At 72.7% G+C, this 15,866-nt stretch carries 10 protein-coding genes; all 10 read right to left on the bottom strand.

Annotation, left to right across the window (positions count from 1 at the left end):
* Nucleotides 1-31 precede the first annotated feature (31 nt).
* A complete protein-coding gene (locus TSO221_RS18400; RefSeq protein ID WP_109119975.1) occupies nt 32-532 on the bottom strand; it encodes a DUF697 domain-containing protein in 501 nt (166 codons plus the stop codon).
* A gap of 352 nt (nt 533-884) precedes the next feature.
* Nucleotides 885-4,112: a type VI secretion protein IcmF/TssM N-terminal domain-containing protein gene (locus tag TSO221_RS18395; protein WP_247878119.1), complete on the bottom strand. Its 3,228-nt coding sequence runs from the start codon at nt 4,110-4,112 to the stop codon at nt 885-887.
* Nucleotides 4,100-4,798, bottom strand: coding sequence for a DotU family type IV/VI secretion system protein (locus TSO221_RS18390; protein WP_109119974.1), 699 nt, complete (start codon nt 4,796-4,798; stop codon nt 4,100-4,102). Before TSO221_RS18390 ends, TSO221_RS18395 begins: the two co-directional genes overlap by 13 nt.
* Nucleotides 4,795-5,232, bottom strand: a complete 438-nt coding sequence (locus TSO221_RS18385; protein WP_146208847.1) for a type VI secretion protein — start codon at nt 5,230-5,232, stop codon at nt 4,795-4,797. The genes TSO221_RS18390 and TSO221_RS18385 overlap by 4 nt, the downstream gene beginning before the upstream one ends.
* A gap of 3 nt (nt 5,233-5,235) precedes the next feature.
* Nucleotides 5,236-5,595: a hypothetical protein gene (locus TSO221_RS18380; RefSeq protein WP_109119972.1), complete on the bottom strand. Its 360-nt coding sequence runs from the start codon at nt 5,593-5,595 to the stop codon at nt 5,236-5,238.
* A gap of 14 nt (nt 5,596-5,609) precedes the next feature.
* On the bottom strand, nt 5,610-8,702 hold the full coding sequence (locus TSO221_RS18375; protein WP_109119971.1) for an ABC transporter substrate-binding protein: 3,093 nt from the start codon (nt 8,700-8,702) through the stop codon (nt 5,610-5,612).
* A 46-nt stretch (nt 8,703-8,748) separates the two neighbouring features.
* Nucleotides 8,749-10,092, bottom strand: a complete 1,344-nt coding sequence (locus TSO221_RS18370; RefSeq protein ID WP_109119970.1) for an HlyD family type I secretion periplasmic adaptor subunit — start codon at nt 10,090-10,092, stop codon at nt 8,749-8,751.
* Nucleotides 10,089-11,771, bottom strand: coding sequence for an ATP-binding cassette domain-containing protein (locus tag TSO221_RS18365; protein WP_109119969.1), 1,683 nt, complete (start codon nt 11,769-11,771; stop codon nt 10,089-10,091). The genes TSO221_RS18370 and TSO221_RS18365 overlap by 4 nt, the downstream gene beginning before the upstream one ends.
* Nucleotides 11,768-13,075, bottom strand: a complete 1,308-nt coding sequence (locus TSO221_RS18360; RefSeq protein ID WP_282187781.1) for a TolC family protein — start codon at nt 13,073-13,075, stop codon at nt 11,768-11,770. The genes TSO221_RS18365 and TSO221_RS18360 overlap by 4 nt, the downstream gene beginning before the upstream one ends.
* Nucleotides 13,076-13,302: 227 nt before the next feature.
* The coding region (locus tag TSO221_RS35490) for a hypothetical protein (protein WP_109119967.1) at nt 13,303-15,866 on the bottom strand (2,564 nt) is incomplete at its 5' end.

The raw sequence follows: 15,866 nt of genomic DNA, 5'->3' as shown, positions 1-15,866 counted from the left end.
ATGCTTTCCTTTCGCCCGGCGCGCCTGGAGGTCAGACCGCCTTCTTGACGGCCGGCTCTTCCATCTGCGGGGCGTCCACGGACGCCTCGGGGTTTTCGGCCTTGGCCTGCTCGAACTCGCGGCGGAAGTGCTCGCGCATCGCGTCGGTATCGAAGTCCAGCAGGGTGCCGCCGGTCTCGAAGTGCTGGATGAACACGCGGCCGAGCGCCTGGGTCGCCGCCAGCGACAGGGCCGGCATCACCGCCATGCCCAGCGCGGTGCCGAGGAACGGCACGGCCTTCACCGCGGAGCCGAGGACGCTGCCGCTGAGCGCGCCGGGCATCACGCCGCCGATGAGGGCGACGACGATGGCGCGGGTGCGCTCCTGCGCGAACTCGACGCCGTACAGCTTGGCCAGCTTGTGGATCATGTTGAGCTGGGCGGCGCTGACCGCGGCGACGTCGGCGCCCGGAACCGGGATGAGGCCGAGCGCGCCGGAGGCGTAGCTGTGATACTTGACCAGTGCGAGAGCGCGCTTGTTACGGTCTTCCATGAACCATGCCTTTCAGGGAGCGGTGTGAGTTGCACGTTTAACGGGTGGATTGGGGCGCTCGCGCGCAGGATTGGTGGGGTTTTCAGGCGCCAGGGACCGGATTTTCGCGCCAGAGAAGGCCACCACTTATTTTTCGACACATAATACGTAGGTTGAGGTGCGTCATGATGCACACTTCGCGTAATGACACAGTACTCTCTATTTTTATATGGCTTTCTATTGCAGACGTTGTCACGTGATCTCACTATTTGAGGGGCGTTTTTAAAAATCAGTTAATGCCATTAAGGGTTTACGCGGATTTCGTCTGTCGAATTCAGACAATTTGCGACAGAAGAATTTTGTTACAGATTCTCTACCAATGCGGGTAAGCGACCGGCAGGTCCGGCAGCCGCAACGGGGCCGGCGCCTTGCCGTTAGCCGTCACCGAGGCGGCCAGGAACAGAACCGTGTCGCGCGCCGGAAGGCCGGCGATGGTTTCGGTCGGCAGGACCATGCGGACGAGCGCACCGGCCTCCGACGGCGGCGCGCCGGGCTGGGCCCGCCCCTTGAGGAGACGCAGCAGCGCCCATGGCCCGTGCTCGACCACGGTGAGGGTGTCACCTGCCATGGCCGGCGCCCCGCCGCTCGCGGCGCTCTTCGGGCGAAAAGGTGAACCGGCGGCCCAACGGAAGCTCAGCAGGATCGGTTGCCCGACGCCCCAGGCGAGGCGGTTGCCGCCTCCCCCCGCGCCAATGGCGGAGGCGCCGGAGCGCACCGACCAGTCGATGATGTGTTCCGCGCCGACCTCGGCCGCCCGGTTGACGCCGTACGTCAACTCCACGGTCATGCCGGCCGGCCGGAGTGCCGCTTCCAGCAGCGGGCGGGCGGCGTCCATCCGGTCGGCGAAGGCCTTCAGCTCGGGCGGCAGGCCGCGGCCGGACGCCGCCTTCGCTGCGTCGAGAAGGCGGTAGAACTGCCGGACGTCCTCCGGATCGGCGTCGGGCGCACCCTGAGCGCGATCGGGCCGCACGAAGGGGAACCGCCCGGCCAGCGTCTCCGAGAAGGTCGTGCCGAGCTTCATCAGCGTTGCGTCGGGAGCGTCGGGAAGGCGTTCCGGCGCGGGCCGTGGGGCCGCCATGGTGACGACCGGCGGCACTTCCAGCTTTTCGATGACCGCCGTCGCGGCCGGAACGGGGGCCGGATCGGGCTTTGGCGCCGCCTCGACTGGCGGTGACGGTGGAGCGGGGGTCTTCGCCACGGGCGCCGGCCGGACGGGCTCCGGCTCCGGCGGCGAGGCGGGCGCCGGTGCGGGGGCTTCCGGCCGGCTGGCCACCGCCTCGGCCAAGCGGTCGGGCAGCGCGGCGATGGCGGACGACACCGTCAGCGCCGGGCCGCCGTCCGGCTGTACGAACAGGCGCCCGATGTGCGGCGCCTCCAGGGCGAGCAGGTCGGTGCGGGCCGCGGCCCCGGCGGTGGAGAGCATCTCGGCGATCCGCTCCGCCGCGTCCCGGCCCGGCAGCTCGTTGAGAGCGGCGCGCTGGATCAGGGCCTTGACCGCATCCGGCAGGCCGGAGGCCGGCTCCAGCACGGCCCTGGAGATCGGCCACACGGCGGCCTCGGTCACGCGCTCGGCGAGGCGGCGGACCTCGGCCGCGTCCTCGGCGAAGGGCACCTCCGGCAGGGCGCGCAGCCGGTTGGCCAGGGCCTCGGCGCGCACGTGCAGGGGCGAGCGGGTATAGAGCTCCTCGGCCAGCGGCTCGGCGAGCCGGACGGATTCGGCGCGCACGGCGGCGGCGATGGCGCGGGCGTCGAGGTCGGGCAGGTCGGCGCCCGCGGCGATGCGGGTGGTGAAGGCGTCGCTGGCCGGCACGGCGGGCCGGCGGACGTGGCCGAAGACGCTGTCCGACAGCTCGACCAGCTCGCTGAAGTGGCCGCGCCGCCGGAACCGCTCGTAGCGGTCGAGCGCGTCGCGCCGTCCGGCGACGCGCTCGAGCTGGTCGGAGAGGCGGCGCAGGCCGGGCAGATCCTCCACCCGTCGCGGGTCCGGCACCGGCGGCATGTCGGCGAAGCCGTTCCTGGGCAGCAGCGCGTCGCGGATCGGTCGCAGCACCGCCCGTCGCACCGTCGCCGCGGCGAGCCGCCGCTTGTCCTCGTCCAGCCGGCTGAGCAGCGACGTCGGCAGCAGCGGCGTGGCGACGGTGGTGTGTTCCATCAGGGCGGTGGCGGCCAGGATCCGGCCGACCACCTGCGGGTCGCCGGCCCCGTCGCGCCCGGCCAAGCCCTTGCGCAGGTCCGCCACGCCGGCGGTGACCGCCGGGACCGGCTCGGCCACGCGGACGGCGCCCTGCCACGCCATCGCCGACAGAGCGACGACCGAGGCCGCCAGCGCGCCCTGCGCCTGATGCCGGCGGCGGCGCGCCGTCCGGAAGGCGCGGTCGGACGGCCGGCCGTAGCCGGCCTCGGCCAGGGCGCGGCCGGGCAGGAGGTCGCGCGCGAAGACCGGGCGCCGCCCCCCGGTCACGGTGCTGTGGGCCCCGGTCAGCGTGATGCCGCGCAGCGGGAACGGCTCGGCCCCCTCCGCCGGGCGCAGCGCCGCCTCCAGGAACAGGGCCAGCGGGTCGCGCACCGCGTCGAGCGCCAGCGGCAGCAGCAGCAGGCCTGGCCGGGCGGTGCCGGCGGCCAGCGCGTCGGCCTCCAGCCGCGCGAGGTCGGCCCGCAGGGCGCCCACCGCTTCATCCACCCAGCGCGGGTCGAAGACGTCCGCCCAGTCGTGCGGGCTGGTCCAGCCGAGGGCGCCGTCCAGCAGGCCGGCCGGGACGGTGGCGCAAAGGTCGGCGAAGCCGTCCAGCGCCTCCGCCCGGGTCACCACGACGTGCACGGGACAGACCACGCCGAGGCCGTTCTGCACGGCGCACAGGCGGTCCCGCAGGGCGGCGGCGCGGCGGAGCAGGGCGTCGCGCGGGGCGTCGCGTTGCGCCGCGGCGCGCAGCTCGTCGGCGCCGACCATCAGCAGGACGCCGTCCAGCGGGCGGCGCATCGGCCGGGCGCGCATCGCCGCCATCAGCGCCGGCCACGCCTCGTCCAGGCGGGCGCCGTCGGCGGAATCGGTGCCGGCGTGCAGGATCGCCGCGCCCTCGCAGAACCACCACGCGCCGGACTCGCCGTTGCCGTCCTCCGGCCAGCGGACATGGGTGGGGTCGGTGGCGAGCAGCGCCTGCCCGCCGACGCCGAAGGCCACGAACCAGGGGATGTCGCCGCGCCGCAGCGGGCCGCGCATCTGGCGCTTCAGGATGTCCAGCCCCTCGCCATAGACGCAGGCCAGCGGCGCGAGGCTGGACGCCGCGGCGGGTGCGGCGGCCGGTGCCTCCCGGCGGATGCGCAACGGTGTCGGCGTCTTGCGGACTGCCGTAGCCTTCGGCCGTGGCTTCACCTTCGCCTTGGCGGGGGAGCGCAGGGCGGCGGCGAGCCGCGGCCATGCCGCGCGGGCGATGCGGTACGCCACGTACAGCGGCACGCCGACCAGCGCGTAGGGCAGAAGAGTGGCGACGGCCGTCCCGATCGCGGACAGCAGCATCTCCAGCGCGACCATCAGTAGGACCATGCGAGCCCCATGTCCTCGATGGCGGCGCGGGCGCCGCGCAGGTCGGCGGCCAGATTCTCGGTGGCGCCGGTCCACAGCAGATGACTGGCAAGCAGGAAGGCGGCGGCGACGGCGCCCAGCGCCCACCACCAGCGCTTGGCCGACGGCCGGGCCTCCCCCGGAATGGCGCCGCCGGGCGGCTCGTAGGCGCGCGGGCTGGGGCGGCTGCTCTCGTTCCGCTCGCCGGCTGCGATGCGGTGCAGCGAGGGGCGGCGCGCCGCCGCGTCGGCGTCCTCGGCGAAGCCGAGCGCCAGCACGGCGAGGTAGACGGAGGCCAGATCGCGGTCGGCCTTGTCGCCCAGGCGGATCAGGTCGTCGGCCTGGACGAAGAGGATCTGCAGGGTGCCGTTGGCGCCGAACAGGCGCTGGGCGACGACCGCCTCCGCCGGGCGGGTCTGGGCGAGCGCGCGGTCGGCCAGCATCGCCATGGCGAAGACCGCCTTGACGGTCGCACCGTGGGCGCCGGGGCCGTGCCCCGCGGCGGCGTCCGTCATCGCGCGCAGCGCGTCGGTCAGGCGGTCGGCGGCGGGGGTGGACGCCGCGCAGCAGGCCGTCAGCTCGGCGACGAACGGCCGGAACAGCGCCATCGCGCCGGGCGGCGTGCCGGCGCGGGTGGCCGGACGGAGGGTGTCGAGCACGGCCGTCACGGCGCACCGCCTTCGGCGGCGAACCCGTCGGGGCCGAGCCGCAGGCGGACCGGCGCCGCGCCCGCCAGCCGCGCCCGGTGCGCGCCCGGCGTGGCGTAGCGCGCGTACACGAAGGTGGCGACCGGCGTCGCGGCGTAGGGTGGCAGGCTGTGCAGGGCGATGGTCTGGCCGGGCACGACCTCCCACGAGGCGATGGCGATCCGCCCGCCCGCCTCGCGGCGGAGCGCGATCCGCGTGCGGAACCACGCCGCCGCGTCCAGCCCGTCGAGACGCTCGGCGAGTGCGGCGTCGCCGACCCGCACGACATCGACGGCGACCGGCCGGCGGCCGTTCGCCACGGCGTCCGCCTCGATGTGCAGGGCGTCCACGCCCGGCGCCGGTGCCGCGGCGGCGCATCCCTGGAGCAGGAGAAACGCGATGACCACTCCCCGCATCGTTCAGCCTCCCGGCGCGCCGTCGCCGACGCAGACGTAGCCGGCCGGCGTGTGGCGGTACCAGTTGCCCAGCGCCTCGGCGCAGGGCGCCAGCACCCGGTCGGCGGGCTGCGCCACGGCGGGTTCTGGGGCGCCCGGTTCCGCCACCGCCGCGCGGTTGGAGACGGTCAGGGTGTCCTCGTCCTGGTCGACGATCATGACGTAGCGGGCGCGCCGCGACGGGTAGCGGATGCCGATGTCGTACTCCCCGTCGGCGATGCGCTCCAGGATGGCGGGTGAGGAGCCGCCGCCCAGCGGGGCGCAGGCGGAGCTGGCCAGCAGGACCGGCAGGGCGCCCAGCAGGACGTATAGGTTTCGGATCACGGGCGGCCTCATGCTCAAGCCGGAAGCGGGGAACGGGGGGCGGCGGAGGCGGCGAGCTGCATGGCGCCGGCATCCGTCAGGTCGGGCGGGGTTGGGTCGATGCCGGCGTCGGCCAGCGTCTTGTAGACCGACCGCCACACCAGCTCCGGCACGGCGAAGCTGGCGTCGTGGTCCTTGACCCAGAAGATCAGGTTGTAGCGGCACAGCCACTGCCCGCCGACGCTGTGGAAGCCGTCGTAGCGGACGAAGGGCTGCGCGCCGGCGGCGCTGGGCATCACCCGGTCGGTGGCGCGCAGCGCGGCGGTCAGCAGGGCGGCCATGGCGCCCGGCTCGTGGCGGCCGTCGGCGAAATACTCCAGCCGCATCCAGACGCGCTCGACCGCGCTGAAGTTGACGACGGTCGCCTCCGACGCCTTGGCGTTCGGCATGGCGACGATGAAGCCGGCGGCGTTGCGCACCCGCACCGTGCGCCACGTCATATCGACCACGACGCCGCGCACCACATCGGTGATCTGGATGCTGTCGCCGATCTTGAACGGCCGCTCGATGTTCAGGACGATGCCGGAGAAGACGTTGGCGATGTTCGCCTGGATGGCGAGGCCGACGACCATGCCGACGAGGCCGGAGGCCGCCAGCAGGCTGGTGATCGGCTGGTTCAGCACGAAGGCGATGATGCCGCAGCCGGCGAAGCCGAACACGATCAGCGTGGAGAAGCGGCGGACGATGCCGGGGATCTTGCGCTGGGTGCGGATCTCCAGCGGCGTCCAGATGAAATGCTCCATGGTCCGGTTGACCAGGACCGCCGGCACGATCCACCACAGCACGGCGAAGCCGTTGACCACCGTCGCCACGCCGCTCGGCGGTAGGGCGGCCACCGCCCAGTCCAGCGTGATGTTGCCGGCCGACATCAGCAGGAGCGGCCAGGACAGGATGCGCATGAACAGCGTCTGGATGCGCCAGAACTGCCCGCGGTCGCGCCGGTCCATGAAGGCGGCGAAGACCGCCAGCACGGCGCTGAAGATGGCGATGTAGACGAAGAAGTCGCGGTTGATGACGTCGCGCGCCGCCAGCGCGTCGGGCACCACCACCACGCCGAAATCGACGCGCGAGAAGTCCGGCTGCGGCCGGCCGAAGCCGACGTAGTTGGGATCGCCCTCGCTGCTGACCGACGCCACGTCCTGCGAGATCGAGGCCCGCGCCAGCCGCCAGCCGGGCGCCGCGGCCAGCACCCGCGCGGCGCGCAGCTGGTCGAGCAGGGCGGAGCCCTCGGACTCCCCCTCCAGCGCGCGGCGTAGGCGGTCGGCGAGGCCCGGCTCGGCGATGGAGGCGCTCTCGGCCGCCGCCATGGCCTTCAGCTTGTCGACGAAGTCGCCGGTGTCCACCAGCGCCATGCCCAGCACGTCGGTGACGAACATCACGTTGTTGCGGTTGAGCGTGCGGTGGCGGAAGCTGACGCCGGCCAGGTGGCTGCCGTAGGCCAGCCGCTGGTCGGAGAAATCCAGCGCGAACCGCCCCTCGATGCGATAGGCGGCGTAGGTCATCACCTCGCCCCGCTCTTCGCGGTAGGGCTTGCCGAGGTCGACCGGCTTGACCGCGTTGGCGAAGACGACGTCGGCCGGGTTGAAGGCGCCGCGGTAGCGGAACCAGACGGTCAGATTCAGCGTCGCCTCGTTCTGGGCCGGGTTGAGGTCGCGCACCTCGTGCAGCTGGACGCCGGTGTAGATGACGTTCGTCTTGTACATGAAGCGGTCGTTGACGTAGAGCGCCCGGCCGCGCGTCACCTCCTCCAGGTAGTTGGAGACCCCGGCCTCGCGGATGGGCTGCAACTGGGTCAGCGCCGCCACCGGGTTGAGGCCGTTGTAGGTCGCCATCATCACCGGCAGCGTCGCCCGCCCGCGCCCGTCGAGGGTCCAGGTGCCGACGTTGCCCTGGAAGGCCGTCTCGGCCCGGTCGTGGTCGGCGATGGCGCGGCGGACCGCCTCGCCGTGGCCGTCCACCTTGCCGTCGGCGGGAACCGCCCTGGCGACGGCCTCGGCGATCAGGCCGACGCCGTCGTTGCCCATCGCCGCCGCCCAGTCGGGCACCGCGTTGAAGCGCTTGACGTACTGGCCGTAGAAACGCTGCGCCTGCTCGTTCGCCGTGTCGAACAGCACCGGCGAGGAGACCAGCAGTCCGTGCCCATAGGCTTCCGGCGGCTGCGCCTTCGGCTGGTTGCGGACCTGGGCGACGATCTCGGCGCGGAAGGCGCTGGTCGCCATCTCCGACGTGCCGGCCACCAGGTTGCGCACCCCGGCGTTGCGCAGCGCCACCACCACCCGCGCGCTGTCCGCCGCCGAGCCCAGCACCACGATGGCGCCGGTGGGCATCTTCTCCTTCACCGTCTGCCCCAGCGCCGCCATCTCGGCCGTCCCGGCCGCACCCGGCGCGTAGGTCCACTGGGCGACCAGCTTGGTGCCGAAGCGCTGGAGGATGGCGTCGAACTGCCCGGCCAGCGCCGCGCCCTGCTCGGTGTCCTCGCGGACCACGGCGATGGTCGGCTCGCCCACCACGTTGCGGACGTAGTTGGCGAGGAAGCGCGTCTCGTTGGCGCGCTCCAGGTTGATGCTGAACAGCCAGGGGTTCGCCGGCGCCTCGGCCGGGCGGACGGCGGGGCGCGCGGCGACCAGCGGGATCTTCTTCTGGGCGTAGATCACCGCCGCGCCCTCCGCGGCGTCCGGGTGATGGCCCAGCGCGGCGACGACGGACGGGTCGGCGGCGACGCGCCGCGCGATCTCCAGCGACTTCGCCTTGTCGCCCTCGTCGTCGAACGGCTTGACGACGACCGGGTGGCCGTTGATGCCGCCGGCGGCGTTGAGGGTGTCGGCGCGCAGCGCGGCGCCCTTGCGCATGGCCTGCCCGAGCGCCGCGTCCGGTCCGCTGAGCGGCCCGACCACGGCCAGGACCACCGGTTCGCGCGCCTGCGCCCCGAGGAAGCCGGCGCGCACCACCAGCGACACCAGCAGCGTGATGGCCATGGCCGCCGCCAGGATCAGCGCGAAGCGCGCCTTCTTGGTCAGCGTCGACCAGCGCAGCGGCGGCCGGGAGCGGGGCTTCAGGGACGTCAGCATGCGGGGGTCCGGTGCAGAGGGGGGGCGGTGCGGGGCGTGGTCATCCTCAGCGCTCCTGCATCGCGTTCTGCAGGGCGCCGAGGACGGGCGAGAAGACGTAGTCGAGGATCGTGCGCTGCCCGGTCACGATGCCGCAGGTCACGCGCACGCCGGGGAACAGCTCATAGGTCTTGCCGTGCCGCTCGAACGAGGTGACGGGAAGCTCGACCCGGACCTTGTAGTAGGGCTGCTTGTTGGCGTCGGACAGCGTGTCGGGGCTGATGGTGACCACCCGCCCGTCGATGTGGCCGAAGCGCGCGGCGTCGCCGCTGGCCAGCGTCACCGCCACCGGCTGGCCGGCGTGGACGTAGCCGATGTCCTGCACCGGCAGGCGCGCGTCGATGACCAGCCGGCTGTCGCGCGGCACCAGCTCCACCACGGTCTCGCCCGCCTTGACGACGCCGCCCCTGGTGGACACGGCCAGCGTCTTGACGATCCCGTCCATGGGGGCCTTCAGGCTGGCGCGGTCCAGGCTGTCCTGGAAGCGGGTCAGGCGCTGCGAGAGTTCGCGGTGGTTGCGGCGCGCCTCGTCCAGGGCGCTGCGGCTCTCCTCCTCGTACTTGCGGCCGATCCACACCAGCTTGGCACGCGCCTCGGCGAGCGCCGCCTCGGCCTGGGCCAGGGTGGCGCGGTCCTCGGCGATGGCGCCGCTGACCCGGGCGTCGTCGCGCAGAATCTCCAGATGCTTCATGCGGTTGGTGATCTCGCGCCGCAGCAGGGTCTCGCTGATGCCGAGCTGCTCGCGGATCAGCCCCTGGGCGACCTGGGAGCCGGCGATGCGCGCCCGGACGGCCGCCGCCTGCTGCTCGCGCTGGGCGATGTCCTGGCGCTGGATGTCGAGGTCGGAGGCGAGGCGGTCGCGCCGGGCGCGGAACAGCTCGCGCGTCTGCGCCACCACGTCCGGTTTGTTGCGGGCGAGGTCGGCGGGGAAGTCGATGGTCTCCCGCCGCGCCACCTCGGCGTCGAGCCGGGCCACGTCGGCGGCGAGGGAATCGAGGCGGATGACCAGCTCGTCCAGGTCGGCGCGGGTCTTGGTCTGGTCCAGCTCGACCAGCACCTGGCCGGCGGTCACGGCGTCGCCTTCGCGGACCAGGATCTCTTTGACGATCCCGCCCTCGAAATGCTGGACGCTCTGGTTGTAGGCGAGCGGCACCACGTCGCCGGGGGCGCTGCTGGTGACGTTCAGCTCGGCCACCGCGGCCCAGGCGACGGCGGCGGCCAGGGCGGCGAAGCTCAGCGCGAACAGGCCGTCGCCGAAACGGCCGTCCGCGTCGGCCTCCACGGCGGCGGGCGCCGGGCCGGAGGCGGGGCGCGGGACGGGCTTGCGCAGCAGATCGGGAAGGGCCTTCATGACGCGGCGGCTCCCACGCCAGCGCGCAGCACCGCCCCATCCTGCGCCGCGTCGAGGTCGAGCACCAGCGAGGCGCCCTGGAGGATGCGGGGGTCGTGCGAGGCGATGACCACCGTGTGGCCGGTGCGCGCCAGCTCGATCAGGGTGCGGTAGACGACGGCGGTGCCCTCGGCGTCCAGGCCGTCGGTCGGCTCGTCCAGCACCATCAGCCGCCCGCCCACCGCCAGGGCGCGGGCCAGGGCCAGCCGGCGGCGGTGGCCGATCGGCAGCTCGTGCCCGAAGTTGCGCAGCGGCGTGTCCAGCCCCTGGGCGCAGTCGGCGACGGTGCGGTCGGCGCCCGTGCGGTGCAGGATGGTGTGCAGTTCGCCCTCCGACAGCCGCGGGTTGGCGAGCAGCAGGTTCTCGCGGATGGTCAGGTTGAGGAAGGTCGGCTCCTGCGGCAGGTAGCCGATCTGCTGCCGCCACCACGCCGGCGCGAACTTGCGGATGTCGACGCCGTCGGCCAGCACCGCGCCCTCCTGCGGTTCGGCCAACCCGGCGATCAGCCGGGCCAGCGTCGTCTTGCCGGAGCCGTTGCGGCCCTTCAGTACCAGGATGTTGCCGGCCGGCACGGTCGCCGACAGCCGGCGCAGCAGCGGCGTCACGCCGCCGGGCGGCGTGTAGGTCAGCTCGCGGAACTCCAGGGTGCCGGCGTAGCGCGGTAGCATGGTGCCGCCCGGCGGCTCGACCGGCGTGCGGGCGAACTGCTCCAGCCGGGCCTGCGCCTGCCGGGCCATGGCGACGGACTCGCCGATCTGCGCCAGCCGCGAGAACGGGGCGAGCGCGCGGCCGACCAGCAGGTTGACGCCGATCAGCGAGCCGACGTCCAGCCCCCCGCGCACCACCAGCACCGCGCCCACCGCGGTCACTGCGACACCCTGCAGCGCCTGGAGGCTCTGCGCCGCCGACTGGGCGCGGCCCTGGCGCATCGACATGCGCTCGCGCAGTGCACGCAGCGCGTGCGTGGCGCGCTGCCACTCCGTCAACAGCGGCTTGGCGCCGCCGAACAGGGCGATGGAATCGCGCCCGACGATGGCGGCGGTGACCAGTCCCTGGGCGTCGGCCCCGGCCTGCGCCAGATCGCGCCCGACTCCGCGCATGTCGGCCTGCGCCAGCAGCCCGGCGCCGATGGACAGCAGCGTGAAGGCGACGCAGATGACGGCCAGCGGCCAGCTGATCAGCGCCACGATGAGGATGAACCCCGCCGCGAAGGGCAGGTCGAACAGGGTGGCGAGCGTGGCGGAGCCGAAGGCGGCGTCGATCTGGTCCGGCGCCCGCAGGGCCTCGCGCCGCGCGGAATCGGCCTGGGCGGAGGACGCGCCGGCCTTGGCGGTGAGCAGGACGCCGAACGCGCCGGTCGCCGTCCGCTCGTGATCGACGCGGCCGATGCGGCCGGCGATGCGCAGCCGGACGTGGCGGAACAGGTGCTCGAAGGCGATGGACAGGACGACGCCGACGGTGAGCGCCACCAGCGTCGAATCCACGCCATGCGCCACGTACCGGTTCAGCACCAGCATCGTGTAGAAGGAGGACGCCAGCCCCAGAAGATTGGCCGCCAGCGACGCCGCCGCGACGCGCGCGGTCAGCCGTCCGTTGGACCGCAGACGGACCAGCAGGCCGTTCATCGCGCCGCCGATCATGGCTGCCGCCCCGTGCCGCGCCGCGGCGCCGGCCTGGACAGGTCGTCGAGCGAGCGCCGTCCCATCGGGTCGAGCCGGGGCGCCGGCTTCAGCTGGATATCGGTGCTGCTCAGGCGGCCGGTGGTGGCCAGCAGGCGGTAACCGGCCAGCACCAGCTCCGTCTCTGCCGCCAGCGCGTCGCTGCGCGCGTTGATCAGCGTGGTCTCCCCCGTCAGGATGTCGATCAGCGAGCGGCTGCCCAGCTCGCGCTCCGCCCGCGCCACGTCGAGGAAGCCGGCGGCCAGGCTGGCTTGGTCGTTCAGCAGTGCCGCCTGCGTGCGGGCGCTTTCCAGGCGCGTCCAGCTGTTGCGGACGGCTTCCAGCGTGCTGCGCTCCTGGTCGGCCCAGGTCGCATCGGCGGCGCGCAGGTCGGCCTCGGCCAGCCGGATGGTGTTGATGGCGGTCAGTCCGGTGTTCAGTGAATAGGTGACCTGGATCTTGAACAGCAGCTCGTCCTGCCGGCCCGGCAAGCCGGCGACGTCGTGCTTGACGTTGCGCTCGACGAACCCCTCCACGCGTGGGTAGAGGGTGCGGCTGCGGGTCGCCGACACCGACTCCTGCGCGGCGGCGGTGGTCAGCGCCAGCTCCTGAAGGCGCGGGTTGTGCCGCCGCGCCTCGTCCACGACGGCGGCCTCGGTCGGCGGCAGCGGCGTGCGCGCCGCGGCGAGCACCTCCGCCCCGTCCAGCTGGAACGGGACGTGGCCGAAGAAGGCCTGGAAGCGGCTGAGCGCATTCTGCATCGCCTCCTGCGCCACGACCCGGCGGGCCTGCGCGCCGGCGAGCTGGCTCTTGGCTTGCAGCACGTCGGTGGTGAAGCCGAAGCCCTCCTGCAGGCGGACCTCCTCCAGGCCGGTCTGGCGGCGGATGTTGTCCTCCGACTGCTTGGCGTAAGCCAGCAGGCGGTGCGCGCGGACGAGGTTGGCGTAGGCCGTCAGCCCTTCCACCAGCAGTTCCTGGCGGGTGCGCTCCACCGCGATGTCGGCGCGCACCACGGAGACCTGCGAGCGGCGGATGTCGGCGTTGGTCGCGTCGAAGTCCCAGATGAGCTGCGTCGCCCGCAGCGACAGCTGCTTGGCGGCCATGTCCGTGCTCGGATTGCCGGGCGGCTTGTCGGTGTTCTCGCGCCCGCCGTTCACGGACAGGCTGAGCGTCGGGTACCAGCCGCCGTAGCTGACGCGCAGCGCGTTGCGGGCGCCGTCGGCACCGGCCACCGCCGCCCGTAACCGGTCATGAGTCTCCACCGCTTTGGCAATCAAACCTGCCACATCACTGCGTGGAGATGCTATTACAGGTTGTGCAAGGCAGGAAAAGCCAAGAACAAGCACAGCATACTGGAGCAGGGAACCACTCATTGAAACCTTGCGGGACTCTCTAAAGCTTGGCTGTTTCTATATCGAAACGAACCAACAGTATCGTATGGCGCAGGCCGGAAGGATGACATTTTAGGTATTCAGGCCGGTGGCGTTCCTATGATTCTCACCCCACTCGTCGATCAATGGGACAGATACGCGATCGGAGAGCCATCGGATTGGTGAGGATGCGCTGTGGAGGCGTGCGTATCGGCGATCCACGCCGAAACTTCCGCCCCTGCGGGATCCTGCGGGGGCGCGGCCGGGTGCGGCGTCCCCAAGGTGGTGCGCAGCATCGCCGCGAAGTCCGGACCGCCGATCCCGGTGTCGGGTATGGCGGGATGGCTCTGCACCACGCCGCCCACCCCCGCCTTCACGTCGAACGACACGCCGGCCACCTCGTGCCGGGCGCCGTCGGCCATGGTCATGCCGGTGGTGCCGAGCACCCGGTTGCCGGCCACGCTGGCCTCGGCGGGCGTGGCCGTTGCCGTGATGGAGGCGATGCCGGCCTGGGCCAGGGTTTTCAGCTCGTCCGGCCGGCTCACGCCGTCGCCGTCGGCGTCCTGCCAGGCCAGCAGCGTGCCGTAGTCGGCGTCCGCCGCGTCGATCCGCCCGTCGTGGTTGCCGTCCAGCGAGGCCAGCGCCTCCAGGCTGCTGTTGAAGCCGGTGCCGAACTTTTCCGACACCAGCTCGCGTGCGTCGCCGATGCGGCCGTCGTGGTTGGTGTCGCGCGCCAGCAGCGCGTTGCCGGACCCGATCCAGCCGGTCTGGTCGGCGACGCCGTCGCCCGTCACGTCGAACCGCACCCCGTCGGACAGCGGCCGCAGCGACAGGCCGTGGCCGGTCATGTCCAGCACGATGGGGTCGCTGGCGACGGTCGTCAGGCGGATGTTGTCGACGGTCAGGACCGGGTTGACGCTGTTGTCGGTGGTGTCCGAGACGCCGAACCCCAGTGAAACGGTGGTGTTGGCGGGAATGACCACATGGAAGGTGCCGCTTGCGCTCGCCGCCTTGGCCAGCAGGGTGACCGTGCCGTTCACGCTGACGAAGCCGAAGTCGAAATAGCCGGTGTCGTTGAACGCGAAGCTCCAGTCGAAGGACAGGGTGGTGTCCTGAGTCACCGTGATGGCGCTGCCGAGCTTCATGGCGTGGCCGGCTGAGGGGGTGGCGCCCACCGCCGCCGCGATGGCGCCGGTGGACAGGCCAAGGTAGGTTTCCAGTTCGCCCGCCGTCTTGCCGGCCATGGAGGTCAGCGTTCCCTGGTGCCCGTCGCCGCCGGTGGTGGCCGATGCCCCGCCGGTGGACAGCCAGCCGGTCAGGCCATGGTCGAAGGACCCGTTGCTCACCAGCACGGCGGGGTGCAGCGTCACCGTGTCAGTCTCGCCGGATAAGGCGCTGCCCGCGGCGGTGCTCACGGCGGCCTTCGTCCCGTAGGCGCCGTCGGTCTGGTCCCAAGCCCGGATGGTCAGCGCACCGGACACCGTCTCGGGAACCGCGGCGTTGGGTTGGAAGTACAGCCGGTCGGCCGGGCGCAGCAGCAGGGCGGCGTCCGTGTCGTTGACCGTGCCGACCAGCGCCCAGTTCGCCCCGCCGTCGGTCGAGAACCACCAGCGACCATAGGTCTCGTGGGTGCCGACCAGCGCGATACCAGTCACGGCGCCGCTGTCGCCGTCGGTGACGTTCGCCGCCCCGGCGCCGTTCAGGCCGACGAGCGCGGACACCGCGATCCCGGCGGTGCCGGCGGTGGGCGCGGCCGACGCTTCCGCCGCCGTGAAGATCGCCAGGGCGGTGTCCAGCAGCACCGGCGACGCGTTCGGCGGGACGACGGTCATGGCGACGGTGGCGGTCGCCGTCAGCGCACCGCCGGCCCCGCCGCCGCCCTGGTCGTCCACTGTCACGGTCACCGTGTCGGCGCCGGTGTAGGAGGCCGCCGTGTACTGCAGCCCGTCGGTCGCGGCGAGCAGGCCGTTGATGATCGCCACGGTCGCCCGGACGGTGACGGTGCCGGTTCCATTGCCGGTGATGACGGCGTCCGTCCCGCCGTCCGCCAGGGTGAGCGTGCCGTGGCCGGCCGTCAGGGTGACGAGGACCGGCGCCGATCCAGCGTCGATGTCCGACACCGACAGGCCGGTCACGGCGACCGCTACCCCCTTGACGGTCGTCAGGGAGGCGGTGGTGGCTGCGACGGCCGGCGCGTCGTTGACGGGGGTAACCTCCTGGGTCAGCGCGACCGTCGCGGCGCTGTAGGCGGTGGCGCCGCCGACGCCGGTGGCGGTCAGGTCGACGACGACCCCGGAGGCGACGGCACCGCCGGACCCATCGATCAGCCGCACCGTCAGCGCGGGCGCGGTTCCGTTCCAGTCGGCTGCGGGGACGAAGCGCAGTATGTCTGTTGCCGTCATGATTAGCGCGGCGCCGTCCGAAACGCTGCCGACTGCCCGCCAGCCCGTCCCGTCCCAATATTGCCAGACGCCCTGCGCGGCGGTCGCCGCGTTGCCGACGATGGCGACGCCAGCCAGGGCGTGCGACGAGGAGCCGCCGGACACCGCGTCGGCGGCGTCCGAGAACAGCGCGCCGAACAGCGACGACACCGTGGCGCCGGCCGGACTGGCCGCGTCCTCGGCAATGGCGTCGAGGGTCGCCGTGCTGCCGGTGGCGACGGGGGCGTCGTTCACGGCGGTGACGGTCTGGGTCAGCGCGATGGTGG

Source organism: Azospirillum sp. TSO22-1, from assembly GCF_003116015.1.
Taxonomy (GTDB): domain Bacteria; phylum Pseudomonadota; class Alphaproteobacteria; order Azospirillales; family Azospirillaceae; genus Azospirillum.
The sequence above is the reverse complement of the archived record's forward strand: the minus strand, read 5'-3'. Positions and strand labels throughout refer to the sequence as shown.

What these genes read in the sequence shown, in the direction of transcription:
- TSO221_RS18400 (WP_109119975.1), bottom strand. Translation starts at nt 532, where the DNA reads ATGGAAGACCGTAACAAGCGCGCTCTCGCACTGGTCAAGTATCACAGC.
- TSO221_RS18395 (WP_247878119.1), bottom strand. Translation starts at nt 4,112, where the DNA reads ATGGTCCTACTGATGGTCGCGCTGGAGATGCTGCTGTCCGCGATCGGG.
- TSO221_RS18385 (WP_146208847.1), bottom strand. Translation starts at nt 5,232, where the DNA reads ATGCGGGGAGTGGTCATCGCGTTTCTCCTGCTCCAGGGATGCGCCGCC.
- TSO221_RS18375 (WP_109119971.1), bottom strand. Translation starts at nt 8,702, where the DNA reads ATGCTGACGTCCCTGAAGCCCCGCTCCCGGCCGCCGCTGCGCTGGTCG.
- TSO221_RS18370 (WP_109119970.1), bottom strand. Translation starts at nt 10,092, where the DNA reads ATGAAGGCCCTTCCCGATCTGCTGCGCAAGCCCGTCCCGCGCCCCGCC.
- TSO221_RS18365 (WP_109119969.1), bottom strand. Translation starts at nt 11,771, where the DNA reads ATGATCGGCGGCGCGATGAACGGCCTGCTGGTCCGTCTGCGGTCCAAC.